Origin of the sequence: Comamonas fluminis (genome assembly GCF_019186805.1) — a bacterium.
Classification (GTDB): Bacteria; Pseudomonadota; Gammaproteobacteria; order Burkholderiales; family Burkholderiaceae_C; genus Comamonas; species Comamonas fluminis.
The window spans coordinates 171134-197371 of the sequence record NZ_CP066783.1 but is presented as its reverse complement, the minus strand read 5'-3'; the positions used below and the strand labels follow the sequence as shown (position 1 = coordinate 197371).

General features: G+C 61.8%; 26 protein-coding genes. 16 read left to right on the top strand and 10 right to left on the bottom strand.

Annotated elements, in window-relative coordinates; all coding sequences use genetic code 11:
- Positions 1 to 79 precede the first annotated feature (79 nt).
- Entirely contained in the window at positions 80 to 853 is a 774-nt protein-coding gene (locus JDW18_RS01160; RefSeq protein ID WP_218241959.1) for a ferredoxin--NADP reductase, read from the bottom strand.
- Here JDW18_RS01160 and JDW18_RS01155 point away from each other — a divergent pair.
- From JDW18_RS01155 to JDW18_RS01135, 5 genes are all read left to right on the top strand, one after another.
- Positions 852 to 1007, top strand: a complete 156-nt coding sequence (locus JDW18_RS01155) for a hypothetical protein (protein ID WP_218241958.1) — start codon at positions 852 to 854, stop codon at positions 1005 to 1007. The two genes, JDW18_RS01160 and JDW18_RS01155, sit on opposite strands and share 2 nt — an antisense overlap.
- 238 nt (positions 1008 to 1245) lie before the next feature.
- Positions 1246 to 2448 (top strand): ABC transporter substrate-binding protein, encoded by a 1203-nt coding sequence (locus tag JDW18_RS01150; RefSeq protein ID WP_218241957.1) that lies wholly within the window; start codon positions 1246 to 1248, stop codon positions 2446 to 2448.
- Positions 2449 to 2550: 102 nt separating this feature from the next.
- On the top strand, positions 2551 to 4458 hold the full coding sequence (locus JDW18_RS01145; RefSeq protein ID WP_218241956.1) for an ABC transporter permease: 1908 nt from the start codon (positions 2551 to 2553) through the stop codon (positions 4456 to 4458).
- The gene (locus tag JDW18_RS01140) at positions 4455 to 5216 is read left to right on the top strand and encodes an ABC transporter ATP-binding protein (protein WP_218241955.1); all 762 of its coding nucleotides are present in this window, start codon (positions 4455 to 4457) and stop codon (positions 5214 to 5216) included. The genes JDW18_RS01145 and JDW18_RS01140 overlap by 4 nt, the downstream gene beginning before the upstream one ends.
- A complete protein-coding gene (locus tag JDW18_RS01135) occupies positions 5213 to 5983 on the top strand; it encodes an ABC transporter ATP-binding protein (protein ID WP_218241954.1) in 771 nt (256 codons plus the stop codon). Before JDW18_RS01140 ends, JDW18_RS01135 begins: the two co-directional genes overlap by 4 nt.
- A 6-nt stretch (positions 5984 to 5989) precedes the next feature.
- Here the strand turns inward: JDW18_RS01135 and JDW18_RS01130 are convergent, their stop codons facing one another.
- The 4 genes from JDW18_RS01130 to JDW18_RS01115 all read right to left on the bottom strand — a co-directional run bounded on the left by JDW18_RS01130 (position 5990) and on the right by JDW18_RS01115 (position 10157).
- A complete protein-coding gene (locus JDW18_RS01130) occupies positions 5990 to 6817 on the bottom strand; it encodes a hypothetical protein (protein WP_218241953.1) in 828 nt (275 codons plus the stop codon).
- Between the two features lie 68 nt (positions 6818 to 6885).
- Complete coding sequence (locus tag JDW18_RS01125) at positions 6886 to 7743, bottom strand: SDR family NAD(P)-dependent oxidoreductase (RefSeq protein WP_218241952.1); 858 nt, start codon at positions 7741 to 7743, stop codon at positions 6886 to 6888.
- A gap of 142 nt (positions 7744 to 7885) precedes the next feature.
- Positions 7886 to 8950 carry an NAD(P)H-dependent flavin oxidoreductase gene (locus JDW18_RS01120; RefSeq protein WP_218241951.1) on the bottom strand — a complete coding sequence of 355 codons (1065 nt, stop codon included), beginning with the start codon at positions 8948 to 8950 and terminating at the stop codon, positions 7886 to 7888.
- A gap of 25 nt (positions 8951 to 8975) precedes the next feature.
- Complete coding sequence (locus tag JDW18_RS01115) at positions 8976 to 10157, bottom strand: YbfB/YjiJ family MFS transporter (protein ID WP_218241950.1); 1182 nt, start codon at positions 10155 to 10157, stop codon at positions 8976 to 8978.
- 108 nt (positions 10158 to 10265) lie between these two features.
- Here JDW18_RS01115 and JDW18_RS01110 point away from each other — a divergent pair, with 108 nt between their 5' ends.
- From JDW18_RS01110 to JDW18_RS01100, 3 genes are read left to right on the top strand one after another with little or no spacing between them, the layout of a single operon-like run.
- Complete coding sequence (locus JDW18_RS01110; protein WP_218241949.1) at positions 10266 to 11171, top strand: LysR substrate-binding domain-containing protein; 906 nt, start codon at positions 10266 to 10268, stop codon at positions 11169 to 11171.
- 57 nt (positions 11172 to 11228) lie between these two features.
- Complete coding sequence (locus JDW18_RS01105) at positions 11229 to 11501, top strand: hypothetical protein (protein WP_218241948.1); 273 nt, start codon at positions 11229 to 11231, stop codon at positions 11499 to 11501.
- Positions 11491 to 12669 (top strand): low temperature requirement protein A, encoded by a 1179-nt coding sequence (locus JDW18_RS01100; protein WP_218241947.1) that lies wholly within the window; start codon positions 11491 to 11493, stop codon positions 12667 to 12669. The genes JDW18_RS01105 and JDW18_RS01100 overlap by 11 nt, the downstream gene beginning before the upstream one ends.
- Positions 12670 to 12694: 25 nt before the next feature.
- On the opposite strand, the gene JDW18_RS01095 is transcribed toward JDW18_RS01100, so the two are convergent.
- Positions 12695 to 14239 carry a YifB family Mg chelatase-like AAA ATPase gene (locus tag JDW18_RS01095; RefSeq protein WP_218241946.1) on the bottom strand — a complete coding sequence of 515 codons (1545 nt, stop codon included), beginning with the start codon at positions 14237 to 14239 and terminating at the stop codon, positions 12695 to 12697.
- A 346-nt stretch (positions 14240 to 14585) separates the two neighbouring features.
- Between JDW18_RS01095 and JDW18_RS01090 the strand changes: the two genes are divergently transcribed.
- From JDW18_RS01090 to JDW18_RS01065, 6 genes are all read left to right on the top strand, one after another.
- Positions 14586 to 15338: a TorF family putative porin gene (locus JDW18_RS01090; RefSeq protein WP_218241945.1), complete on the top strand. Its 753-nt coding sequence runs from the start codon at positions 14586 to 14588 to the stop codon at positions 15336 to 15338.
- A gap of 17 nt (positions 15339 to 15355) precedes the next feature.
- The gene (glnK, locus tag JDW18_RS01085; protein ID WP_218241944.1) at positions 15356 to 15694 is read left to right on the top strand and encodes a P-II family nitrogen regulator; all 339 of its coding nucleotides are present in this window, start codon (positions 15356 to 15358) and stop codon (positions 15692 to 15694) included.
- 29 nt (positions 15695 to 15723) lie between these two features.
- Positions 15724 to 17067, top strand: coding sequence for an ammonium transporter (locus tag JDW18_RS01080; protein WP_218241943.1), 1344 nt, complete (start codon positions 15724 to 15726; stop codon positions 17065 to 17067).
- Between the two features lie 294 nt (positions 17068 to 17361).
- Positions 17362 to 18516, top strand: coding sequence for a glycolate oxidase subunit GlcE (gene glcE, locus JDW18_RS01075; protein WP_218241942.1), 1155 nt, complete (start codon positions 17362 to 17364; stop codon positions 18514 to 18516).
- 17 nt (positions 18517 to 18533) lie between these two features.
- A complete protein-coding gene (glcF, locus tag JDW18_RS01070; protein WP_218241941.1) occupies positions 18534 to 19787 on the top strand; it encodes a glycolate oxidase subunit GlcF in 1254 nt (417 codons plus the stop codon).
- 87 nt (positions 19788 to 19874) lie between these two features.
- Entirely contained in the window at positions 19875 to 20642 is a 768-nt protein-coding gene (locus JDW18_RS01065) for a ProQ/FinO family protein (RefSeq protein WP_218241940.1), read from the top strand.
- A 76-nt stretch (positions 20643 to 20718) separates the two neighbouring features.
- Here JDW18_RS01065 and JDW18_RS01060 read toward each other — a convergent pair whose 3' ends face one another.
- A complete protein-coding gene (locus JDW18_RS01060) occupies positions 20719 to 20877 on the bottom strand; it encodes a hypothetical protein (RefSeq protein ID WP_218241939.1) in 159 nt (52 codons plus the stop codon).
- Positions 20878 to 20926: 49 nt separating this feature from the next.
- Between JDW18_RS01060 and JDW18_RS01055 the strand changes: the two genes are divergently transcribed.
- Positions 20927 to 21442: an AmiS/UreI family transporter gene (locus JDW18_RS01055; RefSeq protein ID WP_218241938.1), complete on the top strand. Its 516-nt coding sequence runs from the start codon at positions 20927 to 20929 to the stop codon at positions 21440 to 21442.
- Between the two features lie 50 nt (positions 21443 to 21492).
- Here JDW18_RS01055 and JDW18_RS01050 read toward each other — a convergent pair whose 3' ends face one another.
- Entirely contained in the window at positions 21493 to 22380 is an 888-nt protein-coding gene (locus JDW18_RS01050) for a DMT family transporter (protein WP_218241937.1), read from the bottom strand.
- Between the two features lie 79 nt (positions 22381 to 22459).
- The gene (lplT, locus tag JDW18_RS01045) at positions 22460 to 23761 is read right to left on the bottom strand and encodes a lysophospholipid transporter LplT (RefSeq protein ID WP_218241936.1); all 1302 of its coding nucleotides are present in this window, start codon (positions 23759 to 23761) and stop codon (positions 22460 to 22462) included.
- 133 nt (positions 23762 to 23894) lie between these two features.
- On the opposite strand from lplT, the gene alr reads away from it, so the two are divergent.
- Positions 23895 to 25001, top strand: a complete 1107-nt coding sequence (alr, locus tag JDW18_RS01040) for an alanine racemase (RefSeq protein WP_218241935.1) — start codon at positions 23895 to 23897, stop codon at positions 24999 to 25001.
- Positions 25002 to 25057: 56 nt separating this feature from the next.
- On the opposite strand, the gene JDW18_RS01035 is transcribed toward alr, so the two are convergent.
- Positions 25058 to 26032 carry a porin gene (locus JDW18_RS01035; protein ID WP_218241934.1) on the bottom strand — a complete coding sequence of 325 codons (975 nt, stop codon included), beginning with the start codon at positions 26030 to 26032 and terminating at the stop codon, positions 25058 to 25060.
- Positions 26033 to 26238: the final 206 nt, after the last annotated feature.

The following is a 26238-nucleotide window of genomic DNA, read 5'->3' as shown; positions in this document are numbered from 1 at the left end:
ACGCCCCGCTCTCTTGCTCAGAGAACAGGGCGTGGCCTGTGTTCAGCGTGAACGCAGTTGCCTGCATTCAGCCGTTTACTTATTTTTCCACAAAAGCGCGCTCAATCACGAAATCGCCAGGCGTGGTGGTATTGCCTTCCTTGAAACCACGCTTTTCCAGCAGTTCCTTCAACTCGGCCAGCATGGCAGGGCTGCCGCACAGCATGACGCGGTCGGTCTCGGGGTTCAGATCGGGCAGGCCCAGGTTTTGTGGGAAGGTGCCGTTGTTGATCTGTGTGGAGATGCGGCCCTGGTTGCGGAAGGGCTCACGCGTCACGGTGGGGTAGTAGTGCAGCTTGCCCTTGACGATGTCGCCCAGAAATTCGTGATCTGGCAGTTCTTTCTCGAACAGCTCCTGGTAGGCCAGCTCTTCGACCTGACGCACGCCGTGCACCACGACCACGTTGTCAAAACGCTCGTAGGTTTCGGGGTCGCGTGCCACGGCCAGCCAGGGGGCCAGGCCGGTGCCGGTGCCGATCAGGTACAGGTTCTTGCCGGGCAGCAGATAGTCGATGAGCAGCGTGCCTGTGGGCTTTTTGCCCACGATCACGGTGTCGCCCACCTTGATGTTCTGCAGCTTGGAGGTCAGAGGGCCTTCAGGCACCTTGATCGACAGAAACTCCAGATGATCTTCGTAATTGGGGCTGGCGATGGAGTAGGCGCGCAGCAGGTTCTTGCCATCCACCTTCAGGCCAATCATGGTGAAGTGGCCGTTAGAGAAGCGCAGCGACGTATCGCGGGTGGTGGTGAAGGAGAAAAGACGGTCAGTCCAGTGGTGGACGGACAGCACGCGTTCTTCAAGAAAAGCACTCATGATTCGTCTGAAAAATAAAATTCTGGGCAGGGAACCCTGCGCGGCAAATGCTGGGCGGTGGCTGGGCGCTGCAGAAAAGCTGGTAGCGCGCTGGCTGCCGGTTGCCAAGCGGGACAAGTCCCATATTGTCCGGCAATTGCACGAAAGTGGGTGAGTTACCTGCCAATGTCTTGAGATCGAATAGTGATATGCAGAATGACGCCTTTCACGACGCCCTTTGCAAGGACACAACGGCCACGCCATTGTTGACGCACATACAACGCTGCTCTACCATGGCCGCCCACGCGCTTTCAAAAAGCGCTTTATTTGTCTAGATAAATGCTCATTTTGAGCATTACATATTTCACAAGCCTTGTGCGCATCGCCCAAGGCCGCCACCGAGGAGATTGACAATGCAGTTGCGCTGGACCCTGCCCCTGTTGACACTGGCTGCCCTGCCCGCCTGGGCACAGGGCGTCATCAAGATTGGTGAAATCAATAGCTACAAGGCCCAGCCCGCCTTTCTGGAGCCCTACAAAAAGGGCATGGAACTGGCCATTGAGCAGGTCAACGCCGCAGGCGGTATTGCCGGCAAAAAGCTGCAGCTGATCGTGCGCGACGACAACGCCACGCCGGGCGATGCCGTACGCGCCGCCGAAGAGCTGTACAGCCGCGAAAAGATTGATGTGCTGACCGGCAGTTTTCTGTCGCACGTAGGCCTGGCGCTGACTGATTACGCCAAGCAGAAAAAGCGCTTCTTCCTGGCCTCCGAAACACTGACCGACAAGGTCGTCTGGGCCAATGGCAACCACTACACCTACCGTCTGCGCGGCTCTACCTATATGCAGACTGCCATGCTGGTGGAAGAAGCCCTGAAGCTCAAGAAAAAGCGCTGGGCCATCGTGTACCCCAACTACGAATACGGACAATCTGCCGTCGCCACCTTCAAGGCTTTGATGAAGGCCAAGCAGCCCGATATCGAGTTTGTGGCCGAGCAAGCGCCCGCACTGGGCAAGATCGATGCCGGTTCGGTGGTGCAGGCGCTGGCCGATCCCAAGCCCGACGCCATCTTCAACGTGCTGTTTGCCACGGACCTGGGCAAGTTTGTGCGCGAAGGCAACACCCGTGGCCTGTTCAAGGGCCGCGAAGTTGTGGGTCTGCTGACGGCCGAGCCTGAATACCTGGATCCGCTCAAGAAGGAAGCACCCGTGGGCTGGACGGTTACCGGCTACCCCTGGTATTCCATCAAGACGCCTGAGCACGCCGCCTTCCTCAAGGCCTATCAGGCCAAGTACAAGGACTACCCACGCCTGGGCACCATCGTGGGCTACAACGCCATTCAGTCGATTGCTGCAGGCCTGCGCAAGACCAACGGCGACCCCGATACCGAGAAGCTGATTGCCGCCTTCAAGGGCCTGGAAGTGAACACGCCGTTCGGCCCCATCACCTACCGTGCGCAGGACAACCAGTCCACCATGGGCGCCTATATCGGCAAGACGGCTTACGACAGCAAGCTGGGCCGTGGCGTGCTGGTGAACTACCACTATGCCGACGGCAAGGACTATCAGCCTACAGACGAAGAAGTGAAAAAGCTGCGTCCGGCGGCTGCCAACTAAGCACGGCTTTGCGACAATGAAAAGCCACCCGCGAACGGTGGCTTTTTCACATCTGCACCCATCTGTGCGAGGAGACATGTTGATGAACAGGAGCATCACCGCATGAGTGCATCCGGCCTGCTGGCCCAGTTGCTCAATGGCCTGGCCAGCGCATCGTCGCTGTTTCTGGTGTCTGTGGGGCTGTCGCTGATCTTTGGCGTCACCCGCACCATCAACTTTGCCCACGGCTCGTTCTACATGCTGGGCGCCTTCATTGCCTACAGCAGTGTGGATGTGCTCTCACCCCATATCGGCTTCTGGCCCGCACTGGTGCTGGCCCCGCTGGCCTGCGGCGTGCTGGGTGCGCTGACCGAGATGCTGCTGCTTCGTCGCATCTACAAGGCGCCCGAGCTGTTTCAGCTGCTGGCCACGTTTGCGCTGGTGCTGGTCATCAAAGATGCCGCCTTGTGGCTGTGGGGGCCGGAAGAATTGTTCGGACCGCGTGCGGCAGGGCTTGAGGGTTCGGTAGAAATTCTGGGTCGCCAGTTCCCCACATACGATCTGTTTTTGATAGCTGTTGGCCCATGTGTACTCTTGGCTTTAACGCTTTTATTGACCAAAACCCGCTTTGGCACACTGGTGCGAGCCGCCACGCAAGACCGCGAAATGGTGGGCGCCCTGGGCGTGAATCAGGCCTGGCTCTTCACCGCCGTGTTTGCACTGGGCACGCTGCTGGCGGGCCTGGGCGGTGCGCTGCAACTGCCGCGTGAACCTGCCAGCCTTGAGATGGACATGCTGACCATTGGCGCCGCTTTTGTGGTGGTCGTCGTGGGCGGTATGGGCAGCATTCCCGGCGCTTTCATCGCAGCGCTGCTGGTGGCAGAGCTGAAAGCCATCTGCATCTGGCTGGGTGTGCAGGAGATTGGCGGCGTGGAAATTTCGTTCTCCAAACTCACGCTGGTGGTGGAATTTCTGGTGATGGCAGTGGTGCTGATCTGGCGCCCCTGGGGCCTGCTGGGCAAGCCCCAGTCGCTCAGCCGCAATGGCGGCGAGCATGAACGCCCCCTGCAGCCCGCTGGGCGTGCAGCCACCTCGGGCTGGGTGGCGCTGCTGGCTGCCCTGGTGCTGCTGCCGCTGGTGACGGGCGATGCCAGCAGCTACAGCACCGTGCTGCTGACCGATATCTTCATCGCCGCGCTGTTTGCGGCCAGCCTGCACTTCATCCTCGGCCCGGGTGGCATGCACTCCTTTGGCCATGCCGCTTACTTTGGTCTGGGCGCTTATGGCGCAGCGCTGGTCGTGCGCAGTCTGGACCTCTCCATGCCCGCAGCCCTGCTGCTGGGGCCGCTGGTGGCCGCAGCGGGTGCGCTGCTGTACGGCTGGTTTTGCGTGCGGCTATCGGGCGTGTACCTGACCATGCTGACGCTGGCGTTTGCCCAGATCAGCTGGGCCATCGTCTTTCAATGGGATGACTTCACGGGCGGCAGCAATGGCGTGACCGGCGTGTGGCCGCCCGAATGGGCATCAAGCGGGGCGGCTTTCTACTGGCTGGCGCTGGCCGTGTGCGCCCTGGGTATCTGGCTGCTGCGGCGCGTGCTGTTTTCGCCACTGGGTTATGCCCTGCGTGCCTCGCGCGATTCGGCCTTGCGTGCAGACGCCATTGGCATTGATGTGCGCCGCGTGCAGTGGACGGCGTTTGTCATCGCAGGCCTGTTTGCGGGTCTGGCAGGTGCGCTGTTTGCGTTCAGCAAGGGCGGCGCAGCGCCAGATGTGATGTCTGTCACCAAGTCGGTGGACGGGCTGGTCATGGTGCTGCTGGGCGGCGTGCAGACCCTGGCTGGCCCCGTGGTGGGCGCCGCAGCCTTTACCTGGCTGCACGACACCGTGGCCCGCAACACCGAATACTGGCGTGCCCTGATGGGGGCCGCCATGCTGGTGCTGGTGCTGCTGTTTCCGCAGGGAATTGCCGGTTATGCACAGTTGCTGTGGGCGCGGCTAGCTCCTAAAAAGAGAGAAGGAGCCGCACGATGAGCCTGCTGCAAGTGGAAAACATCAGCAAAGCCTTTGGCGGCGTGAAAGCGGTGCAGAACGTCTCGTTCAGCCTTGAGGCGGGTGAACTGCTGGCCCTGATCGGCCCCAATGGCGCAGGCAAAACCACCAGCTTCAACATGGTGGGCGGGCAGTTGAAGCCCGACAGCGGCCAGGTACTGCTCAACGGCAAAGCCATCTCCGGCCTGCCGCCGCGTGCCATCTGGCGACTGGGCGTGGGCCGCACGTTTCAGATTGCGCAGACCTTTGCCTCGCTGACCGTGCTTGAAAACGTGCAGATGGCGCTGCTGTCGGCCAATCGCAAAATCTTTCACTGGTGGCCCCGCGCCGCCAGCCACCGCAGGGCCGATGCGTTGGCTTTGCTGGCCCAGGTCAATATGCAGGCCCAGGCCGACCGCCCCTGCAGCGACCTGGCCTATGGCGACGTCAAACGGGTGGAACTGGCCATGGCGCTGGCCCACGACCCGCAGTTGCTGCTGATGGACGAGCCCACCGCTGGCATGGCCCCGGGCGAGCGCGTGGCGCTGATGCAGCTGACCCGCAGCATCGCGCAGGAACGCCGCATGGGCGTGCTGTTCACCGAGCACAGCATGGATGTGGTCTTCGGCCAGGCCGACCGCATTGCCGTGCTGGTGCGCGGCAAGCTGCTGGCCGAAGGCACGCCGCAAGCCATACGTGACGATGCGCGTGTGCAAGAAGCCTATCTGGGTACTGGCTTGGTTCTGGAAAAACAAAAATGAATCAAATTCATAGCAGCCAGCCATTGATGGGCAAAGGCATGAGCGCAAAACTGCTTGAAATTCAAGGCCTCAACGCCTGGTATGGTGCGGCCCATATCCTGCATGGCGTATCGCTGAACGTGGGGCGCGGCGAGGTCGTGGCACTGATGGGGCGCAACGGCGCAGGCAAGTCCACCACGCTCAAAAGCATTGCCGCGCTGGTGCCGCGCCGCGAAGGTGAGATCCGCTTCATGGGTGAAGCGATTGGCAAAAAAGCCTCGCACCAGATCGCCCAGCGTGGCCTGGGCTATGTGCCCGAAGACCGCCGCATCTTCACCGAACTGACCGTGCTGGAAAACCTGGAAGTGGGCCGCCAGAAGCCGCGCCAGTGGCCCGATGGCGCCGCCGTTCCGCACTGGACACCCGAGAAGCTGTTCACCCTGTTCCCCAACCTGGGCGAGATGCCCGACCGGCTGGGCGGGCGCATGAGCGGCGGCGAGCAGCAAATGCTGAGCGTGGCCCGCACACTGATGGGCCAGCCCTATCTGGTGCTGCTCGATGAGCCCTCGGAAGGCGTGGCGCCGCTGATCGTGGAACAGATGGCCCGCACAATCTTGGAATTAAAAGCCCAAGGTATTGGCATCTTGCTCAGCGAGCAAAACCTGCCCTTTGCCGAAGTCGTGGCCGACCGTGCCTATGTGCTGGAGAAGGGGCAGATCGTGCACCAGGCCAGCATGGCGGAGCTGGCAGGAGACAAGGCCGCACGCCAGCAGTATCTGGGCGTTTAAAACACCTCAGCGCTTATCGTTCACCGGTGCGAACCGATTGCAGCGCTGAAAGTCCGTACCTCCGGCCGCTTGCGTCTCCATCAGGCAAATCATTCGTTCATCCATCACACCCACGGAATTGGCTGAACCGGTCGCGCCATCAGGGTAGGTCGTGCGGTAAAGATAGCGATTCTGCGGATCAGCCGTGGCCGTCATCGCCAAATCGTTGAAGACCTTGAACTGCAGAATCATGATGCCGGACTCTTCGGGGTCAAAACTCGGCAGATCGGGAAAGCCGCTGCTTTGCAGTCTGATGCTGTTCTGCTCGGGCTTATCTGCCAGATAGATCACCGGAAAGTACTGAAAACGCATCCGAACATTGAGCTTGCGCACCGCATTCTTGCGATCTGCGAAGACCACCTGGATGCGCTGCGATAGCAACTCCTGCCCCCAGGTCTGCGCATGCGGACTGGTGTATTTGAACTGCGTGCTCAAGCCCACCAGCTTCCACTGGCAGTTGCCACCCGCATCCAACGCAATGCGCGCCCGATAACGCTGCCGGGAGGGTTCTTTGCTGAGATCGATTTTCTCGAAATGCACGGCGGGCATCCGCGTGCGGCCGCTTTGCGACTGACCGCCCACGCCGTAGCTGCGAAGTTCGCTACATTGGCCCGCCTGGTATTCAAGCGACACCGGCTGCGGCGCGATATCGTCCTCAGCCTGCACGATCAGCGTCAGCCAGCGCGCATTGTCTGGGGGACTCTTGCGGGTATCGACCTCGGACTCTTCAGCCCTGCCCAACCCCGTGGCGCAGACAAGGATGGCCAGCAAAGAAATGCGCCAGTTTGAAGTCATGTGCAGGCACCTGAGTAGTTGCGATATGCCTGCCCATGATAGACAGGCATATGCCACCCGCCTGCGTCTTACTCCACCACCACCGGGCAGAACTCTGGCGGCGCGCCAAAGTAAGCGCGTGGCGACGGTGGCTGCGCGCCGTTGATGTCCTGCACGCCGTACTGGCTGGCCAGCTCTGCCGTGTAGAACACGCCGCCCGAGCGCTTTTCAAGGCACTCCGCATCACCATGCAGCGCCAGCACCACGCGGCCGATGAACTGCGGTGTTTCGGCGCTGTCAAAGCTGTCGCCATATTTGTCGGGCTCGGCGGCGCAGACGCGCTCGGATCGCTCGGTCTTGACCAGCCCGGGCCATAGCGCCACCACGCTTACGCCTTCGGGTTTGAAGTCATAAGCCATGTCAAACGTCATCTTGTCCGAGCCCGCCTTGCCCGCCCCATAGGCGGGGCCGTGCATATAGCAGCGGCTGCCTGCGGACGAAATATTGACGACCAGCCCGCGTGCGGCAATCAGCAGATCTGCCGCTTCGTGGCAGGCCACATAGGACGAGCGCAGGCCCACATCCAGCAGCGAAGTCATGGCCAGTGGCTTTTTCCAGAACGGGCCCACTTCGGTCAATGGGTCGGGAATGGCAATGGCGCAGTTCACCAGAATGTCCAGACGCCCATGCTCGCGGCGCACACGTTCGAACAGCGCGGCGACCTGGGCATCGTCACCATGGTCACAGGCCACGGCAACGCCGTTGCCACCCGCGGCCGTCACATCAGTTGCCGTCTGGCCCACGGTGCCGGGCAGGGGCGAGTCGCCTTCTTTCACGCTGCGCCCCGTCACATAGACAGTGGCGCCTGCCGCACCCAGCGCCAGCGCCACACCACGGCCCACGCCACGGCTGGCACCTGTGACCACGCAAACCAAAGCCTTGCTCATCCCTTGTCTCCGTCTTGTGATTGATCGGATGAATTTGGGACAGTCTCCGGCTGCTGGCTACCTCTATAAGGACTAGAGATCAGGCCTGTGAAATATTGATAGAAACAGGTTCCAGCGCACTCGCATCATGCGCTTACAACTATCATTTTTGATGCTGATGCAGTTCCTGCATCAGGGTCTGCACCAGCTGCTGCGCAGGCATGGCCCGCGCCAGCGGTGCACCTTGGCCCGCCCAGTGCGCGGCGTAGTCGCTGCTGCCCTGCGCACTCGCAGCCTGATGCAGCGCCTTACCTGCGTCATAAACCATGGGATAGGCGGGCAACGGCCCCGCATAGTCGCGCCCCAACTGGTGCAGACGGTTGAACATGCCGCGTGCAGGGCGGCCAGAAATCGCAGCCGTGATCGCCGTGTGCTGGGCTTGATCGCTTTGCAGTTCGGCCCGGTAAGCGGGGCTGGCAGCAGACTCGGGGCAGAGGATAAAGGCCGTGCCCATCTGCACCGCGCTGGCCCCCAGTTGCAGCGCAGCGGCAATGCCCGCGCCATCCATAATGCCGCCCGCTGCCACCACAGGCAGGCGGCATTCACGCGCCAGCAATTGCACCAATGCCAGCATGCCCATCAGGCGGTCTTGCTCAGGCACAAAAGTGCCGCGGTGACCGCCTGCCTCCATGCCCTGCGCCACGATCACATCCACCCCGGCCTGCTCAATCAGGCGTGCCTCGTCCAGGTTGGTGGCGCAGGCCAGTGTGGTGATGTCTGCAGCGCGCAAAGCATCGATAAAGCTTTGTTCTGGCAGGCCAAAGTGAAAGCTGACCACTGCGGGTTTTTGCTGCAAAACCATGGCCTGCAGCTGCGCGTTGCCTACTGCAGATTCGTAGATGCAGCGCAAGCCTGACGGGGCTTGCGCGCCGTAGCGGGCAAACTCGGGGGCCAGATAGCGCAGCCACTGCGCTTCGCGCTCTGCATCAGGTGTTGCGGTCTGGTGGCAAAACAGGTTGACGTTGAACGGGCGTGTGGTCAGCGCCTGCGTTTGCGCAATGTGCTGACGCGCCTGATCCACCCCATAAGCACCAATCCCCACCGAACCCAGCGCACCTGCATTGCTGACAGCGGCGGCCAGTTGCGGCGTCGATGTCCCAGCCATAGGCGCTTGAATAATGGGGTGCTGCAGGCCCAGACGGGCCATCCACAAAGGCATATTGCTCATCGCATTTTTCTCACTCAATCAATACTCAAGAAGCTGTGCGGGCGAGGCGGCTGGATGCGACCAGCACCGCCCCCAGCGCCAGCGCTGCGCAGCCCAGCACAAACAGCTGGCGGTAGCTGCCGGTCTGCGCGTAGATAAACGCCATCAGATAGCCCGATGTAGCCTGCAGCAACGCAAACGCTGCCGTGGCATAGCCCCACATTTTTTTATGCCGTGCGGGGCCTATGAGCTGCATCAGATAGCCCGAGGTAATGGCCGCCATGCCGGGCGACAGCGCCCCCACCAAAAAGCCCGAGACCGCATGCGCGCCCAAGCTGGCAAACAGCAGCGGCATGCCAATGGCAACGGCCTTGACGATGTAGGCGCCGGTGGTTGTGCCCCACCAGCCCCAGCGTGTGGCGCAGTAGGCGGCGCACAGCGGCCCGGCAATGGCACCCAGCCCGAAGAAGGCCCACTGTGTGGATGCATAAGCTGCGCCCAGGTGCAGTTCGCGGTCCAGATAGTCCACCCAGAACACGGTGTGCGGCACAAAGCCAAAGGCGTCGCAGGCATAGGCGATGAAGACCAGCACGACGGCGGCGCTCCAGAGCGATGCAGAAGGGGCTGGAGCACTTGCAACGGGTGATGCTGGAACCGGTGCATGCAGCGAAATCTGGCGCGCTGCGCACCAGCCTGTCCACAGCGCCATCACACACAGCACCGTCAGCGACCACCAGACGGCGCTCAGGCTGGTGCGCGCAAACATGGGCACCAGCGTGGCCGCCAGCAGGGCCCCCACGCCAATGCCGCAGAACATCAGCGGCCCCAGGATAGAGCGACGCGAAGGATCGGCGGCTGCCATGGCCACCGACGGACCCAGCACCATCAGCACCGCGCCGGCCATGCCAGATATCAGCCGCCAGACAAAGAACACCGCCATGGGCTGGGGCAGGCTGCAGCCTGCAAAGCTCAGTGCCACCGCAATCCAGCAGATCAGCAGCACACGCAAGGCGCCGATGCGCTCAGCCAAAGGTGCAGCAGCCAGTGCACCAAGCAGATAGCCCAGCAGATTGGCGGCGCCCAGATAAGCCACCTGCTCGCCGCTGAACCAGCCGGCATGCACCATTTGCGGCATCAGCGCGGTGTATGCAAACCGGGCCAAGCCCACGCCGCTGAGCGTGGCCATGAAGCCGGTCCACAAAAGAGGAAGTTCTTGGCGCTGAATCACTCGGTACATCCCTTGCAGTTACAGAGGGAGCGTAAACGCAGTTCTGCAATCATGTCCAATGATTCAAAATGATCGATTGAATCGCCAAAGGAGATACTGGAGCACAGCATGCAACTCAAATCCTTGCGTATGTTCGAAGCCGTCTGCGACAGCGGCAATTTTGGTGCGGCCGCCCAGCAGCTGCACACGGTGCAGTCCAACATCACGGCCCATATCAAGAAGCTGGAAGACGAAGTAGGCGCGCAATTGCTGGTGCGCGCCAACCCCGTTTTTCCCACCCCCGCCGGGCACACACTGCGCCGCCATGCGCAGCACATGCTGAAGTCTCATGATGAGGCGCTGGCGCAGCTGCAATCGCACCACACCGGGCTTGCTCAGGTCAGAGGAGCGCTGCGTTTAGGTTCCATGGAAACTACCGCTGCTACGCGCCTGCCACCTTTGCTATCCAAACTGAGACAACAGCATCCCGGCATTGATCTGGAGCTGCAAGTCAGCCCCACGGCCAGCCAGCTGGCCGAACTGACCGCTGGACGCATCGACTGCGCCTTCATCAACGGTGCTGCGCCGCAAAGCGATCTGCAATCCTGGCCGCTGTTCAAGGAAGAACTGGTTCTGGTCAGCGGCCAGCCGCTGCAGAGATTCCCGACAGCTGACGAGTTCAGCGCCTGCGTATTTCTGGCCTTTCGCCAGGGCTGCAGCTACCGCCAGCGCATTGAGCTGCTGATGGCCGCCATGGGCATCAGCGCCGTGCGCATCATGGAACTGGGCATGCTGGACACCATTTTGGGCTGCGTCGCGGCAGGCATGGGCTATGGCCTGATGTCACGCGCGCTGGTCGAATCACAGCAGCAGCGCTTTGATGTGCACTGGATGCCCCTGCCCGCCCCTTTTGACAAGGATCTGGCCTGGGTGAACACCTGTTTTGTGACGGGCGCTGTCAGCGGCTGGTCCCCGGCCATGCATGCGTTTGCGCAGGTGTTGGGGATTGACCTCAGTCACGAAAACAGCGATTGAAGCGAGCACCCACCTGAGCGATAGTTACCAGCTATACAACTTGCTGATGAGTAGCACATGCATATTGCTCTGGTGCTCGCAGGCGGCGTCCTGCAACTGGCTCTCTTCGTTCTGTTTGGCTGGCTCTGGGGGGCCAGCACCACCGCCATGGCGCTGGCCGCCAAGTGGTTTATCCCCTTCTGGTGCCTGATTGCTGCGGTGAATATGTGGATTGGCGTGAGCCACGCTGGCTATTCAGTGCGAGAGGAGTTCCCCATCTTGCTGCTCAACGCAGCGATTCCTGTGGCACTGGCTGTCTTTGTGGACTGGAGACTCTCTCATGCGCACTGAAACCGCCCCCCTCTCCGTGCTGCGCCACCGCGACGGCCACCATGCACGCGTCACTTTTGAAGAGCTTTTCTTCGATCTGGTCTATGTGTTTTCCGTCACACAGATCAGCCATGAGTTGCTGCACAACCTGACCTGGATGGGCGTACTGGAGACGCTGATTCTCTGGTTTGCCGTCTGGCTGGGCTGGCAATACACGTGCTGGTTCACCAACTGGTTCGACCCTGAAAACCCCAAAATCCGGGGCGTGGTTTTTGGCTCCATGTTGTTTGCGCTGGTCATGGCTTCCAGCATTCCGCAGGCTTTTGGCTCACGCGGGCTGATTTTTGCCCTGGCCTTATGCTGCATACAAGTGGGACGAACGGCGCTGGTGCTCGTCATGCTGCCCGCAAGCCACGCGCTGCGACGCAACTACGCACGCATGCTGGGCTGGCTGTCAATTTCTGCCATGTTCTGGATTGCCGGCGGCCTGATGGAGCATGAAGCACGCATAGCCCTATGGCTGATTGCTGTGCTGTGTGAATATGTCTCCCCCATGTTCGGCTTTGCGCTACCAGGGCTGGGCCGCTCGCAGACCAGCGAGTGGACCGTTGAAGGCGCCCACATGGCCGAGCGCAGCCAGTTGTTTGTCATCGTGGCACTGGGCGAGACCCTGCTGGCCAGTGGCGCCATGTTTGCCAAGGCGCAATGGGATGGCTCTGTGGTGTCGGCCCTGCTGGCCACGTTTCTGGGCACTCTTGCGCTGTGGTGGCTGTACTTCGGCACCACTCACCGGGACGCTTCCGAAAAAATCACCCATTCCGATGATCCAGGTCGTATTGCCGCTTATTTCCATTACATCCACGCTATTCTGGTGGCCGGCATCATTGCCAGCGCGGTCGCCAATGACCTGATTCTGAGCCACCCGCATGAGGCGGCCTCTGCGGCCTACATCGCTGTGCTGGTGGGCGGGCCCGCCATCTATCTGCTGGGCAGTGCCATCTACAAAAAAGTGGTGTACGGCCATATCACTGCTTCCCATGTTGTGGGCGCCGTAGTTCTTCTCGCACTGGTGCCGGTTGCCGTTCGTCTGGATTTGCTGACCATAGGATGGCTGACCACGGTGGTGCTACTGGCTGTCAGCTGGTGGGATATCTGGAGCCTGCGCCGCAGCCGTCAGGCGGCCCGCTGATCCACCTCGGCCATTGCAGCGGCCTTCAATGCGGCTGCAGCAAGGCTCTGCGATATTGCAAAGCTTCGGCCACATGCGCCTGGGCAATGGTGTCAGAGCCTGCCAGATCAGCAATCGTGCGCGCCACCTTCAGCGCACGGTGTGTGCCGCGTGCTGACCAGCCCAGCCGGGCAGCGGCCTTGTGGGCAAAGGCCAGGGCTTCGGGCTCCAACTGCAGATGTGCATCCAGCTGCGCGCCTTGCAGCAAATGGTTGCTGGTTCCCTGGCGCTGCAAAGCCCTGTCACGCGCCAGGCTTACGCGCTGCTGCACAGTGGCGCTGCGCTCTCCCTCTGCCGCTGCCAGCAATTCCTCAGGCGGCAGGGCCGCCACTTCCACATGCAGATCAATGCGGTCGAGCAAGGGGCCACTGATACGCGCCTGATAGCGCGCCACCTGATCGGGCGTGCAGCGGCAGGCCCGCACCCACGATCCCCAGTAGCCACAGGGGCAAGGGTTCATGGCAGCCACCAGCTGAAAGCGCGCGGGAAACTCTGCACGCCGCGCAGCCCGCACAATGGTGATGCGCCCGGTCTCCAGCGGCTCACGCAAGGCTTCCAGCGCACTACGGGCGAATTCCGGCAATTCGTCCAGAAAGAGCGCGCCACAGTGCGCATAGGAAATTTCTCCGGGCCGGGGTGGTGAGCCACCGCCCACCAGCGCCACCGAACTGGCCGTGTGATGGGGCGCCGCAAAAGGGCGCTGCCGCCATTGCGCAAGCGTGAAGCGGCCGCTGAGGCTGGCGATGGCTGCGGCCTCCAGTGCCTCATCATCCGTCATGGGAGGCAGCAGGGCGGCAAAGCGCTGGGCCAGCATGGACTTTCCAGAGCCCGGGGACCCGATCATCAAGACCCCATGCGCGCCAGCTGCTGCAATTTCAAGAGCACGCTTGGCCTGCATCTGGCCACGCACCTCGCTCAAGTCCTGCACATAGGGCACTGGCTCGGCGGGCCTGGGCTGCATGATCTGCCAGCCCTCTGCGTCCACATTCGCATCGTCTGGCGCTGCCGCCGCATGGGCCATGAACTGCTTGACCACATCCAGCAGGTGCTCTGCCCCAAAGACTTCAATGGCCGGAACAAAAGCGGCCTCCTGCGCGCTATCGACTGGCAGCACCAGCCGCACATCGCGCTGCTGACGCTGCAGCGCCAGCGCAGTGGCCAATGCCCCACGCACCGGGCGCAATGCGCCTGTCAGCGATAGCTCGCCTGCAAATTCGTAATCCGCTAGTCTGGCGGCCTCGATCTGGCCGCTGGCCGCCAGAATGCCCAGCGCAATCGGCAAGTCAAATCGCCCCGAATCCTTGGGCAAATCTGCCGGTGCAAGGTTGACCGTAATGCGTTTGTTGTTGGGGAACTCCAGCCCCGAATTGACGATGGCGGCACGCACCCGCTCGCGGGCTTCTTTGACTTCCACATCAGCCAGGCCCACCAGGGTGAAAGATGGCAAACCGTTGGCCAGATGGACTTCCACGGTAACTCCCGGCGCATCCAGCCCCAGCAAGGCACGACTTTGAACCAGTGCAAGCCCCATAAGCGCCCCCGATCCATGATGAGCGTCTAGGTTAGACGCGAGTCAGCGCATGAAGCAATAGGGGCGAGCAGCACACGGCTGCGCCCACCTTGTGCCTCGTAGCCCCCCAAACATCGCCCTGATTTGGTGCGCAGATCACAACTCTGTCAGGCACACGACATTCCAATCCCTTGATGCACCAAAGAGGTGCAAGCCAGTTTCAACCTTGGCGCAGCGACTCAAGAGCGTCTTGTTTGCAGGCGTTCCTCTCTGTAAGCAGTCGCATCACAGCCCCTGAACACGATTGGCACGGTCTGTGCTTTATCTGCTGTATCCAAGAATTTTTTGCAAACCGGAGGAACCCAGAATGACCCGTCTCGCTGCCAGCCGTTTCAAAACCTTCGCCAAAACCACTGCTCTGGCCTGTGCCGTGCTGTCCCCTCTGTGGGCTCATGCGCAACTGTCTGCCAACGTGGCGCTGACCACCAACTACAAGTTCCGTGGTCAGGACCAGGACAGCAGCCGCAACCGCACCGTCAAGCCTGCGCTGCAAGGCGGTTTTGACTACACGTTTGGCGAGACCGGCTTCTATGTGGGCAACTGGAATTCCTCGGTGGACTGGCTGCCTGGCAACTCGCTGGAAACCGATTTCTACGGCGGCTACAAGTTCAAGGCCGGTGATATTGACTGGGATGTGGGTGCGCTGACCTATGTCTATTCCGGCAACGCCCGAGGCAACACCACGGAAATCTATGGCTCGGGCACTTACGGGCCTTTCACAGCCAAGTACTCGCACACGGTCTCGAAGGACTATTTCGGCTGGGCTGGGGCGCGTGATGGCTCGGGTCTCAAGGGTCGCAACACCGGATATCTGCAACTGGCCTACAGCCAGGAGGTCGCCCCCAAGGTGACACTGAAAGCATCTGTTGGCTACACGCATTTCTCCAGCGACATCAAGAACCTGGGCGTGCCCAACTATGTGGATTACAGCGTGGGTGGTGCCTATGACCTGGGCGAGGGCTTCTCTCTCGCAGCCGCAGTCACCGGCGCCAACAAGAAAGCCTATTTCGGCGATGTGAACAAAGCCCGTCTGATCGTGACGCTGGCCAAGACTTTTTAATCTCTGAGGAGCCTGTCATGAAAATGGTGTCCGCCATCATCAAACCCTTCAAGCTGGACGAAGTGCGCGAGGCGCTGTCCCAAATCGGTGTGCAAGGCATCACCGTGACCGAAGTGAAGGGCTTTGGCCGTCAGAAAGGCCATACCGAGCTGTACCGCGGTGCCGAATACGTGGTCGATTTTCTGCCCAAGCTCAAGATCGAAGTCGCCATCGCCGACGAGCTGCTCGACTCCGTGCTGGACGCCATCGAAGGCGCTGCGCGCACCGGCAAGATCGGCGACGGCAAGATCTTTGTCATGCCGCTGGAGCAATCCCTGCGCATCCGCACCGGCGAAACCGGCGAATCGGCACTTTGAGTCACTACTTCCGCTAAAGAGAAATTGCCATGACTAAGAAACTCTTGAGTGCAGGCCTTGGATTGGGCCTGCTGGCAGCCAGCGCCGCCGCTGTGGCGCAAGACGCGGCCCCTGCAGCCGCGCCCGCTGTTGCCGCCGCTGTGGAAGCGATTCCCACACTGAGCGCTGGCGACACGGCCTGGATGCTGACCTCCACCATGCTGGTGATTCTGATGATCATCCCCGGCCTGGCGCTGTTCTACGGCGGCCTGGTGCGCAGCAAGAACATGCTGTCGGTGCTGGCACAGGTGTTCATCATCTTCTCGCTGATTACCGTGCTGTGGGTCATCTACGGCTACACCCTGGCATTTGGCGGTGAAGGCAAGTTCTTCGGAGGCTTTGACAAGCTGTTCCTGATGGGCATCACGCCAGACACGCTGTCGAGCATGCTCAAGACGATTCCTGAATATGTGTTCGTGGCCTTCCAGTCCACCTTTGCCGCCATTACCGTGGCACTGATCGTGGGCGCGTTTGCCGAGCGCATCAAGTTCGCCGCCGTCATCGTGTTCTCGGTGCTGTGGTTCACCTTCAGCTACATCCCCATGGCCCACATGGTGTGGGGCGGTGGTCTGCTGGCCGCTGATGGCGCGCTGGACTTTGCGGGCGGCACCGTGGTGCACATCAACGCCGCGATCGCCGGTCTGGTGGGTGCCTACATGCTGGGCAAGCGCATTGGCTTCGGCAGGGAAGCCCTGCCCCCTCACAGCCTGACGCTGACCATGGTGGGCGCATCCCTGCTGTGGGTGGGCTGGTTTGGCTTCAACGCAGGCTCTGCCGGTGCTGCCAACGGCGCTGCGGGTCTGGCCTTCATCAACACCATTGTTGCCACCGGCGCTGCCGCCCTGTCCTGGATTGCTGCCGAAGCGCTGCACCGCGGCAAGGCTTCCATGCTGGGTGCTGCTTCGGGTGCTGTGGCCGGTCTGGTCTGCATCACGCCCGCCGCTGGTTTTGTCGGCCCCATGGGCTCCATCGTGATGGGCATCATCGCTGGCCCTCTGTGCCTGTGGGGTGTGTCCGGTCTCAAGCGCCTGCTCAAGGTGGATGACGTCTGCGACGTATTCGGTGTGCATGGCGTGGGCGGCATTCTGGGCGCCATCCTGACCGGCGTGTTCTGCGCCAAGGGTCTGGGCGGTATCGAGCCCGATGGCTACAACATGGCCCATCAAGTGTGGGTGCAGCTCAAGAGCGTGCTGGTGACCATTGTCTGGTCGGGCGTGGTGTCCTTTGTGGCCTACAAGATCGCCGCTCTGACCGTGGGTCTGCGTGTCTCCGAAGAGTCCGAACGTCAAGGTCTGGACATCACTTCTCACGGTGAAGTCGCGTATACACGGTAACCCCCTGAGGCGCGTTGCGCCTTCCCCCTTTCTCTACGCGCTGCGCGCTAAGGAAGGGGGACGACAGCCTCGCGGCGGGGCGGCGGGGCCGCCTAGGCCCTTGCTTGCTGTCTCTCACGCAACAGCGCGTCGGTCAGCAAATCAAAGGGCATACAGCTCAGGGTACCCACTTCTTCGCAAGTTCAGTTTCATTACATTGCCCCGCAGCGACCACTGCGGGGCTTTTTTATTCACGCGGGCGTTTCAAAAAAATCAAAGCAGCCCCATGCCCAGCGCACAGGTGCAGCCGCTACCATGCAAGCCATGGATTCAGCCGCACGCCACACCACAGCCCTCAGCGAGCGCATTCGCGCCGCCGCCCATGACAAGACCCCCCTGCGCATTCGCGGTGGTGGCAGCAAGGACTTCTATGGCCTGAAGCTGCAGGGCGAGTTGCTGGACACCCGCGCGCTCAGCGGCATCGTCAGCTACGAGCCCAGCGAGCTGGTCGTCACCGTGCTGGCAGGCACACCGCTGGCCGAACTGGAAGCCGCGCTGGCCGCCCAGGGCCAGTGCCTTGCATTCGAGCCACCGCACTTTGGCGCGCACAGCACCGTGGGCGGCATGGTGGCTGCGGGCCTGTCCGGCCCCTCCCGCGCCAATGTGGGGGCCGTGCGCGACTTTGTGCTGGGGCTGGAAATGATCAACGGCCAGGGCGAAGTCCTGCGCTATGGCGGCCAGGTCATGAAAAACGTGGCCGGGTATGACGTATCGCGGCTGATGGCAGGCAGCTGGGGCACGCTGGGGCTGATCACCGAAGTCAGCCTCAAGGTGCTGCCCCATCCCGTGGCCGAAGCCACGCTGCGCTTTGCCGATTGCAGCCAGCAGCAGGCGCTGCAGCATCTGAACCACTGGGGCGGCCAGCCCCTGCCGCTAAATGCCAGCAACTGGCTGCAGGAAGATGCGCAAAGCCAGGGCACGCTGTACCTGCGCCTGCGCGGTGCACGCGCTGCCGTGCATGCCGCCTGCCTGCGCCTGGGCGGCGAACTGCTGAACGCCGAAACCACGGCGGCTGACTGGCGTGCCAGCCGCGACCTGACGCTACCCTGGTTCGCAGCGCGTGCCGCCGACCATTGCCTGTGGCGGCTTTCCGTGCCCGCCACCGCAGCACCACTGCCGCTGCCTGCCGATGCCACCGGCCCCTTCATTGAGTGGCACGGCGCGCAGCGCTGGGTGCAGGCTCCACGTTCGGCAGCGGCCACGTTGCAGCAACTGGCCCAGTCCGTAGGTGGTTCTGCTTCTCTTTTCAGAGCTGAAAGCCCACATCAGATAAGCGGTATCAGCGATTTTGATACCTATGCACAAAGCAGCGCCGCAGGCCGCACCAGCGCTCAGATTCACGCCCGGCTCAAACAGGCGTTTGACCCTTCAGGCATCTTCAACGTGGGCCGTCTGTCGGCGAATTGGTAACAAGGAAAAGAGTCGCCATGCAAACCAATCTTGCCGCCGAATACCGCGCAACCCCCGAGGGGCTTGAAGCCGAAGCCATCTTGCGCAAATGCGTGCACTGCGGCTTCTGCACCGCCACCTGCCCCACCTACCAGACGCTGGGCGACGAGCTGGACGGCCCGCGCGGCCGCATCTACCTCATCAAACAGGTGCTGGAAGGGCAGACACCCACACGCTCCACACAAGAGCACCTGGACCGGTGCCTGACCTGCCGCAACTGCGAATCGACCTGCCCCAGTGGCGTGCAATACGGTCATCTGGTGGATATTGGCCGCAAGATTGTGGACGAACAGGTTGAACGCCCCACAGGCGAGAAACTGCAGCGCTGGCTGCTCAAGGAGGGCATGAATTCCACGCTGTTTGCCCCCGCGCTGAAGCTGGGCCGGGCAGTGAAAGGCTTGCTGCCAGAGTCACTGGCCGAGAAGATTCCTGCTGCGCAGGATGCTGGCCTCTGGCCCACACGCGAACATGCGCGCAAGGTGTTGCTGCTGGCAGGCTGCGTGCAGCCCGCCATGATGCCCCGCATCAACTACGCCACTGCCCGCGTGCTGGATGCCGTGGGCGTGCAGACCGTGATTGCAGGCAATGCAGGCTGCTGCGGCGCGGTGAAGTTTCACCTCAACGACCAGGAAGGCGGCAAAGCCCAGATGCGCGCCAATATCGACGCCTGGTGGCCGCTGGTAGAGAGCGGCGAGGTCGAAGCCATTGTGATGAATGCCTCGGGTTGCGGCGCCACCGTGAAAGACTACGGCCATCTGCTGCGCCACGAGCCGCAGTACGCCGACAAGGCCGCACGCATCAGCGCGCTGACCCGGGACTTGAGCGAGCTGCTGCCCGCCATGCTGCCTGAACTGGTGAAAAAGCTGCAAGGCCAGTTGCAGACGCCCCAGGCCCCTGTGGCCTACCACCCGCCCTGCACGCTGCAGCATGGCCAGAAGCTGCGCGGCGGCGTGGAAGGCGCGATGCGTGAGCTGGGCTTTGACGTGCGCGTGGCGCGTACCGAATCGCACCTGTGCTGCGGCTCTGCAGGAACCTATTCGGTGCTGCAGCCCGAAATCTCGCACCAGCTGCGCCAACGCAAGATCGCCGCGCTGGACGAGCCTTTTGCACCGGCCAAAGCAGCGGCGATTCTGTCGGCCAACATGGGCTGCATCGTGCATCTGCAAAACGGCACCGATGTACCCGTGATGCACTGGGTAGAGCTGCTGGACCAGTCATTGACAGCCGGGTAAGCACGGCCCGACACCCCCGATTGCCACTGCAGTTTGCCGTTGCTGGCATGATGGGAGGTTTTTTCCCTCAAGCCCACGGGCTTTGCCATGACTGAAATCGTGTCTCAACCACAAGAACAGCAAGCCCAGGCCGCCCAGCAGCCTGAGGCACAGAACGTTGCGCAGGAACAAGGCTCTGCCGTGCGCCGCTCGCGCCGTGGCGGTGGCCGCGGTGGCAATGCCGCCAAGTCGGCCCAGGCAGCCCAGCCTCAGCAGGCACAACGCCCCGCCAATCCACTGCTGGAGCAACTGGCCCAGTGGCACCCAGCCCTGTTTGGCGAGCAGCTCGTTCCCTTCAAGCGCGGTATTTTTGAAGACCTGATGGCCGCTCACCCCGAGCTGGACAAGGAAGCCCTGAAGGCCGCCATTCAGCAGCACACACGCTCTGGCAGCTATCTGGCAGCCATGGCCAGCGGCCAGCCTCGCCATGACCTGAATGGTCAGCCCGTGGAAGCCACCTTGCCCGAGCATGTGCACCACGCGCTGATTGAGGTGTTCCGCCGTCGCCAGCAGCGCTCGCAGGAAGACCTGACGCCCAAGCTGCGCAACCGCATCATCGTGGCCTATGAAGCCTCTGGCCTGACCCGCGAAGAGTACGCCGAGCGCGTGCTGGGCAAGAACGAAGCCACCAACACCCTGGTCGCCGAAGCACTGACTGAAGCCGATGCCCGCGCCGCCAAGGACGAAGCACTGCTGCGCTCTTTCACCCTGAGCGGTCAGACTTCCGAGCAGGATTTTGCCGAGATGTACGGCATGAACCCCCGTCAGGTAGCGCAGCAACTGGAGCGTGCGCGCCGCCGCCAGACCGCTGCTTGATGTGAAAGCAGCTTTGCTCCGCGCAAGGCTGCTCGCAGAATGCCCAGTCACCTGGAGCTTCTGCATCAAAGACCGCTCAGGCCAGCGCTGACCGCGCCCGGCTTGGTCGGCACACCTGCCCCAGTTGCCAGCCTGCCCGCGCAGTTGCTGCACCGGAGACAGGCCCGATGACGATTTCGCGCACATGCCATCCGCCCAGGCTGGCCTGCTCGCGTTTGCCGTGCGCGGGCCTCATTCTTTTCACAAACCGCCGCATGGCTTTTTGAGAAAAGAAGGAGACTGTTATGTGGCTGGGTTTATCGCTGTTTTACGTGGGTGCCGTGCTGTTTCTCAACGGCCTGTGGATGCTGGGCAAGATTGCCGACAAGGAAATCTGGGTCATCAACATCTTCACCGGCGTGGTGTCGCTGTGCATCGGGCTGGCCAGCATCTTTGGCCCTGCGGCTGATGCCGCCTCCATCAAGAGCGGTGCACTCACGCTGCTGTTTGCCTTCACGTACCTCTGGGTCGCCTTCAATCGCTTCACAGGCGCAGATGGCCGGGGACTGGGCTGGTTCAGCCTGTTTGTCGCCATCACCGCTGTGCCCGTAGCCATTGACAGCTTGCTGAGCGCCCACAGCGCACTGGACTGGTGGATGGGCATCAACTGGGCTGCCTGGGCCGTGCTCTGGGCCTTGTTCTTCGTTCTGCTGGCCCTCAAAAAACCCATTGACCGCATGACAGGCTGGCTGTGCATTGCGCAGGGCGTGCTGACCGGCTGGGTGCCGGGATATCTGATACTTGCGGAAAAGCTGGTTTAACTATCGAAAGCAGAGCTTTCAGCGCTTCATACATAAGCGCTTCAGCCTGTTTACCGCTGCTTTCTGAGATTACCCAGAGACGCCAGCAGCGCGGCCCCCATGATGAGCGCCCCACCAGCCAGCGTGCGGCCAGACAGGGTCTTGTGAGCAATCAGCACCGATGACACGCTGGCAAACACCACCTCGGACAGCATGACCACCGAGGTCACGCCCGAGGGCAGGCGCGCTGCGCCGAACTGCAGCGCCCAGTTACCCAGCATCAGCAAAACCGACAGGCCGACTGCCACCAGCAGCCAGTCGGCATGCAGCGCAGGAAAGCCTGAAACCGCGCCCACGGCGCTAGCGGCGACTGCGCTCAGCAAGCCCATGCTCATGCAGCCCGCAAACATGGCCAGCATGCGTGCCTGGGCCGGAATGTGCTGAAAGCGACGCAGCAGCACATTGGTCAAGGCAAACATGAAGCCGCCGAACACCGCCAGCCCATCGGCCAGAGACAGGCCGGAAAACAGGCCCGCCAGCGATGCATCTGCGGGCAGCAGCACCAGCACCACGCCCGCAAACGCCAGCAGCAGGCGCAGCAGCGCCATGGGTGTGGGTTTTTCACCCAGCAGTTTCCAGGCCAGCAGCACCGCCCAGGCGGGCATGAGATAGAACAGCAAAATGACGCGCACCACGTCGCCCACGGTCACGGCCCAGTTAAAGGCCACGTTGTTCAGGCCCGAACTGACTGCCAGCAAAATCAATACCGGGTACCGCCAGACCTGCCTGACTGCACCAGGGCGCAGTGCCATCAGCCCAACCAGCACCAGTGCATACATGAACGCCGTGGCCCACAGCGGGTGCAGGCCGGCATCGTGCATCAGGCGAAACGGCCACCAGGAAAGCCCCCAGATCAGGGCGTTGAGCAGCAGCGCAAATATGGGCAGAGGACTATGCATAAAAAATGCTTCTAGCGCTTTTGCATAAAGCGCTAGAAGCTATCAATTCAGTAGTTTTTTGCAGCCGTGGCTGCAGGTATCAATGGCAGTCGCGGCGAGCGATTTCCAGCAGCTTTTCCACTTCCTGTGGATGATGCTTGCAGTTATGGCGGTGCCACAGGCCGATCAACACCATGGTAGCGGCCACCAGCAGGCCAAAGACGGTGATCGCACCAAAGGCCGTGAGCCCCATCTTGGTAGACAGGCTGTAGAACGCGCCCATGGCCAGAATGGCCAGTTGCTCGTTGAAGTTCTGCACCGCAATTGAGCGCCCAGCACCCATGAGGTTGTGACCCCGGTGCTGCAGCAGCGCATTCATGGGAACAACCAGAAAGCCACCCAGCCCGCCCAGCACGATGAGGAAGGGAATGGCAACCCAGAGGTTGTCGATAAAAATCATGCAGACCACCAGCAGGCCCATCATCATGCCCAGCGGGATAACGCGTGTGGCGTTGTCCAGGCGCATGCGCATGGAAGCGACGACGGCGCCCACGGCTGTGCCTATGGCAACCACGCCCACCAGCGCCGAGGCTTGTGTGGTGCTGTAACCCAGCGCTGCAGCGCCCCAAGCCAGCACGATGTAGCGCAGATTGCCGGATGCCCCCCAGAACAGCGTGGTGGTGGACAGCGAGATCTGGCCCAGCTTGTCGGCCCACAGGCGCTTGCTGCACTGCCAGAAGTCTGGCAGCAGGCCCAGCACGTTGGCGGCCAGGCTCTTGTCCGGGTCCTGGCGCAGCGGGCGCATGGCCACGCCCGTCAGCGGAATGTGCAGATTGAACCAGGCGGCAATCGCGTAGATCAGGATCAGCACGGCGATGGCGGCTTCCGCCGGGGTATCCACGCCGGTGTCGAAATACGGGAAGTCAAAAGCCAGCAGATGATCGGAAATAGTGGGGCCAACCAGCTGACCGCCCACCAGCACACCCAGAATGATGGAAGTGATGGTCAGGCCTTCGATCCAGCCATTGGCCTTGACCAGCTGCGATGCAGGCAGCAGCTCCGTCAAAATGCCGTATTTGGCGGGCGAATAGGCCGCAGCCCCCAGACCGATGACCGCATAGGCCACCAGCGGGTGATGGCCAAAAAGCATCATCAGACAACCCACCACCTTGATGGCATTGCTGATGAGCATGACCTTGCCCTTGGGCAATGCGTCTGCAAATGCGCCGACGAACGGCGCCAGAACCACATAGAACAGGGCGAACATGGGCACCAGAGCAGCACGTTGCCACTCGGGGGCGCCATTGGCACGCAACAGCTCGACAGCGGTCACAAACAAGGCGTTGTCTGCCAGCGAGCTGAAAAACTGCGCTGACATGATGGTGTAGAAACCGCGCTTCATGAATTAGCTGTAACTGGCACCGGCTGGGCCGATGCCAAGGAAATAAGAGACCCTGTGGCAAGTGACTGGCGGTTATATCACGCAGGCTTGGCCTGACAGTGCCAGAATCCCACTGGTCTGATTGAGAAAAGCCATGCCCCGTCCCATTACTGCCACCATCCATCCTGAAGCCGTTCGCCACAATCTGGAGCGGGTACGGCAAGCCGTGCCCGATGCCAAATTGTGGTCCGTGGTCAAAGCCAACGCTTATGGCCACGGTATCGAAAACGTGTTTGAAGGCCTTCGAGCGAGCGACGGCTTCGCCATGCTGGACCTGGACGAAGCCCAGCGCGTACGCAATCTGGGCTGGCGCGGCCCGATTCTGCTGCTGGAAGGCGTGTTCGAGCTGCGCGATCTGGAGATCTGCTCACGCCTGTCCATCTGGCACGCCGTGCACTGCGACGAACAGATCGACTGGCTGGCCGCCCACAAGACCCAGGTCGGCCACCGAGTCTTTCTGAAGATGAACAGCGGCATGAACCGTCTGGGCTTCACGCCCGAGCGCTTTCGTGCAGCCTATGCGCGCCTGAACGCCCTGCCCCAGGTGGATGAAATTTCCTTCATGACCCACTTCAGCGACGCCGATGTGGACCATGGCATAGACCACCAACTGCAGGTCTTCCATGAAACCACGCGCGACCTGCCCGGCGAGCGCTGCATCAGCAACAGCGCTGCAGCCCTGCTGCATGGCGACGATGCCAAGGTGCGCTGCGACTGGGCCCGCCCCGGCATCGTGCTGTATGGCAGCTCGCCAGATTTCCCCTCGCACGATATTGCGCACTGGAATCTACAGCCCACGATGACGCTGTCCTCCAAAATCATCGGCACGCAGATGCTGCAGGCTGGCGATACCGTGGGCTATGGCTCCAAGTTCAAGGCCGAAGGCCCCACCCGTCTGGGCGTAGTCGCCTGCGGCTATGCCGATGGCTACCCCCGCGTCTGCCCCACGGGCACGCCGGTGCTGGTGGACGGTGTGCGCACCCGCACGCTGGGCCGTGTCAGCATGGACATGATGGCCGTGGACCTGACCGATCTGCCCAAGGCCAAGCTGGGCAGCGAAGTCACCCTTTGGGGCCGTGCCAGCAATGGCGCCGTGCTGCCCATTGACGAAATCGCCGCCGCCGCAGGCACTCTGGGCTATGAGCTGATGTGCCATGTGGCACCACGCGTGCCAAAGATCGTGGAAGGCACAGGCAAGTAAGCCGCCCTGCCCCATCCCCAAAAAGCCGCTGACGCCATTCAGCGGCTTTTTTGCTTTTAGAAAGCGTGCGACATGCCTGCGCCCAGAGAGGTTCTTGCCCCGCTGTTCGCAGGCCGCTGGTGGCCCAGGCTGGCGTACAGCGTGGTGCGCTTGGACAGCGCATAGTCCGCCCCCAGTGAATAGAACAGGTTGACATCCTCATTGAGCTTTTGCCGCCCCACGCCCGCCTTCAGTGTGGTCTGTACATCCAGCTTATGCGTTGCGCCGATAGAGACCACGCGCGAACGGCCCTGGTTCTGGGCTTTTCGGCTGTCGTCATAAGAAGTCATCAGCGAGGTATCGCCCAGCTTGTATTTGAAGGCGGAAAACGAAGCCCGGTCGCCGCTGCCATTGCGGTCAAACGCCAGCATGCCCGCCAGCGGCCCCTGCGCATATTCCAGCGACGCGGCATACGGCTTACCGCCACCCGGGCCCAGCGTGCGCTCGGGCGAGCCACTCAGGTGCAGCGTAAAGCCGCCCAGCGTGGGCGAGTCATAAAAGATCCCGTTGCTGGTGCGCCCGAACTCTGGCGCGCCGTTGTTGCTGACACGGTCCGTGGGCACGTAATAAAACCATTGGTACCAGGCCGATGACGCCACCCGATTGATATGGCCCCAGGGGTCAAACTTCCAGTCATGCGCCCACAGGGCCGACAGCGCACGGCCCAGCCGCACATGGCCCCAGTCGCCACGCAGGCCCACGGTGGATTCGCCATGCCAGAACGGCTTTTGCCCAAAGCCTTCGTTCAGACCCGTGTCCAGATCCAGCCGATGGCTAAGGCGAAACGTGGTCTTGAGGCCGCCACCCAGATCCTCCACACCCGAAAAAGTGATGTGGCTGCGCTGAATCGTGCCCAGCTGAGCCGTGCCCTTGAAGTCACGATAAATGCCCAGATCAAGAAAGCCGCTGATCTGAACCGATGACGCCTGCGCCCAGACGCCCGTCAGAGGAAGCGCTGCCATCAAAGCCGCAAGGCCGCGAGGAAAAGACATGAGAAACACTCCAGAACATGAGGCCTGTGCTGGCACAGGCAAAGCTCCGCCCTGCAGAGATCACGCGATCTGCATCAGGGCACCACAAAAAAGGCTGCAGCCCTGAAACGAGCACGCCGCAACGTCACTGGCCACGGCAGCAGCCAGCAGGTTTTTCTGAATGAAATCAGGCCACTGCGCTTATTAATTAAGCGCTAGCAGCTATC

Bases quoted from the DNA above. Each gene is read 5' to 3' on its own strand.
- JDW18_RS01095 (WP_218241946.1), bottom strand. From the start codon at position 14,239: ATGGGGCTTGCACTGGTTCAAAGTCGTGCCTTGCTGGGGCTGGATGCG.
- JDW18_RS01155 (WP_218241958.1), top strand. From the start codon at position 852: ATGATTCGTCTGAAAAATAAAATTCTGGGCAGGGAACCCTGCGCGGCA.
- JDW18_RS01145 (WP_218241956.1), top strand. From the start codon at position 2,551: ATGAGTGCATCCGGCCTGCTGGCCCAGTTGCTCAATGGCCTGGCCAGC.
- JDW18_RS01110 (WP_218241949.1), top strand. From the start codon at position 10,266: ATGCAACTCAAATCCTTGCGTATGTTCGAAGCCGTCTGCGACAGCGGC.
- JDW18_RS01130 (WP_218241953.1), bottom strand. From the start codon at position 6,817: ATGACTTCAAACTGGCGCATTTCTTTGCTGGCCATCCTTGTCTGCGCC.
- JDW18_RS01080 (WP_218241943.1), top strand. From the start codon at position 15,724: ATGACTAAGAAACTCTTGAGTGCAGGCCTTGGATTGGGCCTGCTGGCA.
- JDW18_RS01035 (WP_218241934.1), bottom strand. From the start codon at position 26,032: ATGTCTTTTCCTCGCGGCCTTGCGGCTTTGATGGCAGCGCTTCCTCTG.
- JDW18_RS01150 (WP_218241957.1), top strand. From the start codon at position 1,246: ATGCAGTTGCGCTGGACCCTGCCCCTGTTGACACTGGCTGCCCTGCCC.
- JDW18_RS01120 (WP_218241951.1), bottom strand. From the start codon at position 8,950: ATGAGCAATATGCCTTTGTGGATGGCCCGTCTGGGCCTGCAGCACCCC.
- JDW18_RS01135 (WP_218241954.1), top strand. From the start codon at position 5,213: ATGAATCAAATTCATAGCAGCCAGCCATTGATGGGCAAAGGCATGAGC.
- JDW18_RS01090 (WP_218241945.1), top strand. From the start codon at position 14,586: ATGACCCGTCTCGCTGCCAGCCGTTTCAAAACCTTCGCCAAAACCACT.
- JDW18_RS01055 (WP_218241938.1), top strand. From the start codon at position 20,927: ATGTGGCTGGGTTTATCGCTGTTTTACGTGGGTGCCGTGCTGTTTCTC.
- JDW18_RS01105 (WP_218241948.1), top strand. From the start codon at position 11,229: ATGCATATTGCTCTGGTGCTCGCAGGCGGCGTCCTGCAACTGGCTCTC.
- JDW18_RS01125 (WP_218241952.1), bottom strand. From the start codon at position 7,743: ATGAGCAAGGCTTTGGTTTGCGTGGTCACAGGTGCCAGCCGTGGCGTG.
- glcE (WP_218241942.1), top strand. From the start codon at position 17,362: ATGCAAGCCATGGATTCAGCCGCACGCCACACCACAGCCCTCAGCGAG.
- JDW18_RS01100 (WP_218241947.1), top strand. From the start codon at position 11,491: ATGCGCACTGAAACCGCCCCCCTCTCCGTGCTGCGCCACCGCGACGGC.
- JDW18_RS01160 (WP_218241959.1), bottom strand. From the start codon at position 853: ATGAGTGCTTTTCTTGAAGAACGCGTGCTGTCCGTCCACCACTGGACT.
- JDW18_RS01060 (WP_218241939.1), bottom strand. From the start codon at position 20,877: ATGAGGCCCGCGCACGGCAAACGCGAGCAGGCCAGCCTGGGCGGATGG.
- lplT (WP_218241936.1), bottom strand. From the start codon at position 23,761: ATGAAGCGCGGTTTCTACACCATCATGTCAGCGCAGTTTTTCAGCTCG.
- alr (WP_218241935.1), top strand. From the start codon at position 23,895: ATGCCCCGTCCCATTACTGCCACCATCCATCCTGAAGCCGTTCGCCAC.
- JDW18_RS01050 (WP_218241937.1), bottom strand. From the start codon at position 22,380: ATGCATAGTCCTCTGCCCATATTTGCGCTGCTGCTCAACGCCCTGATC.
- glnK (WP_218241944.1), top strand. From the start codon at position 15,356: ATGAAAATGGTGTCCGCCATCATCAAACCCTTCAAGCTGGACGAAGTG.
- JDW18_RS01065 (WP_218241940.1), top strand. From the start codon at position 19,875: ATGACTGAAATCGTGTCTCAACCACAAGAACAGCAAGCCCAGGCCGCC.
- JDW18_RS01140 (WP_218241955.1), top strand. From the start codon at position 4,455: ATGAGCCTGCTGCAAGTGGAAAACATCAGCAAAGCCTTTGGCGGCGTG.
- glcF (WP_218241941.1), top strand. From the start codon at position 18,534: ATGCAAACCAATCTTGCCGCCGAATACCGCGCAACCCCCGAGGGGCTT.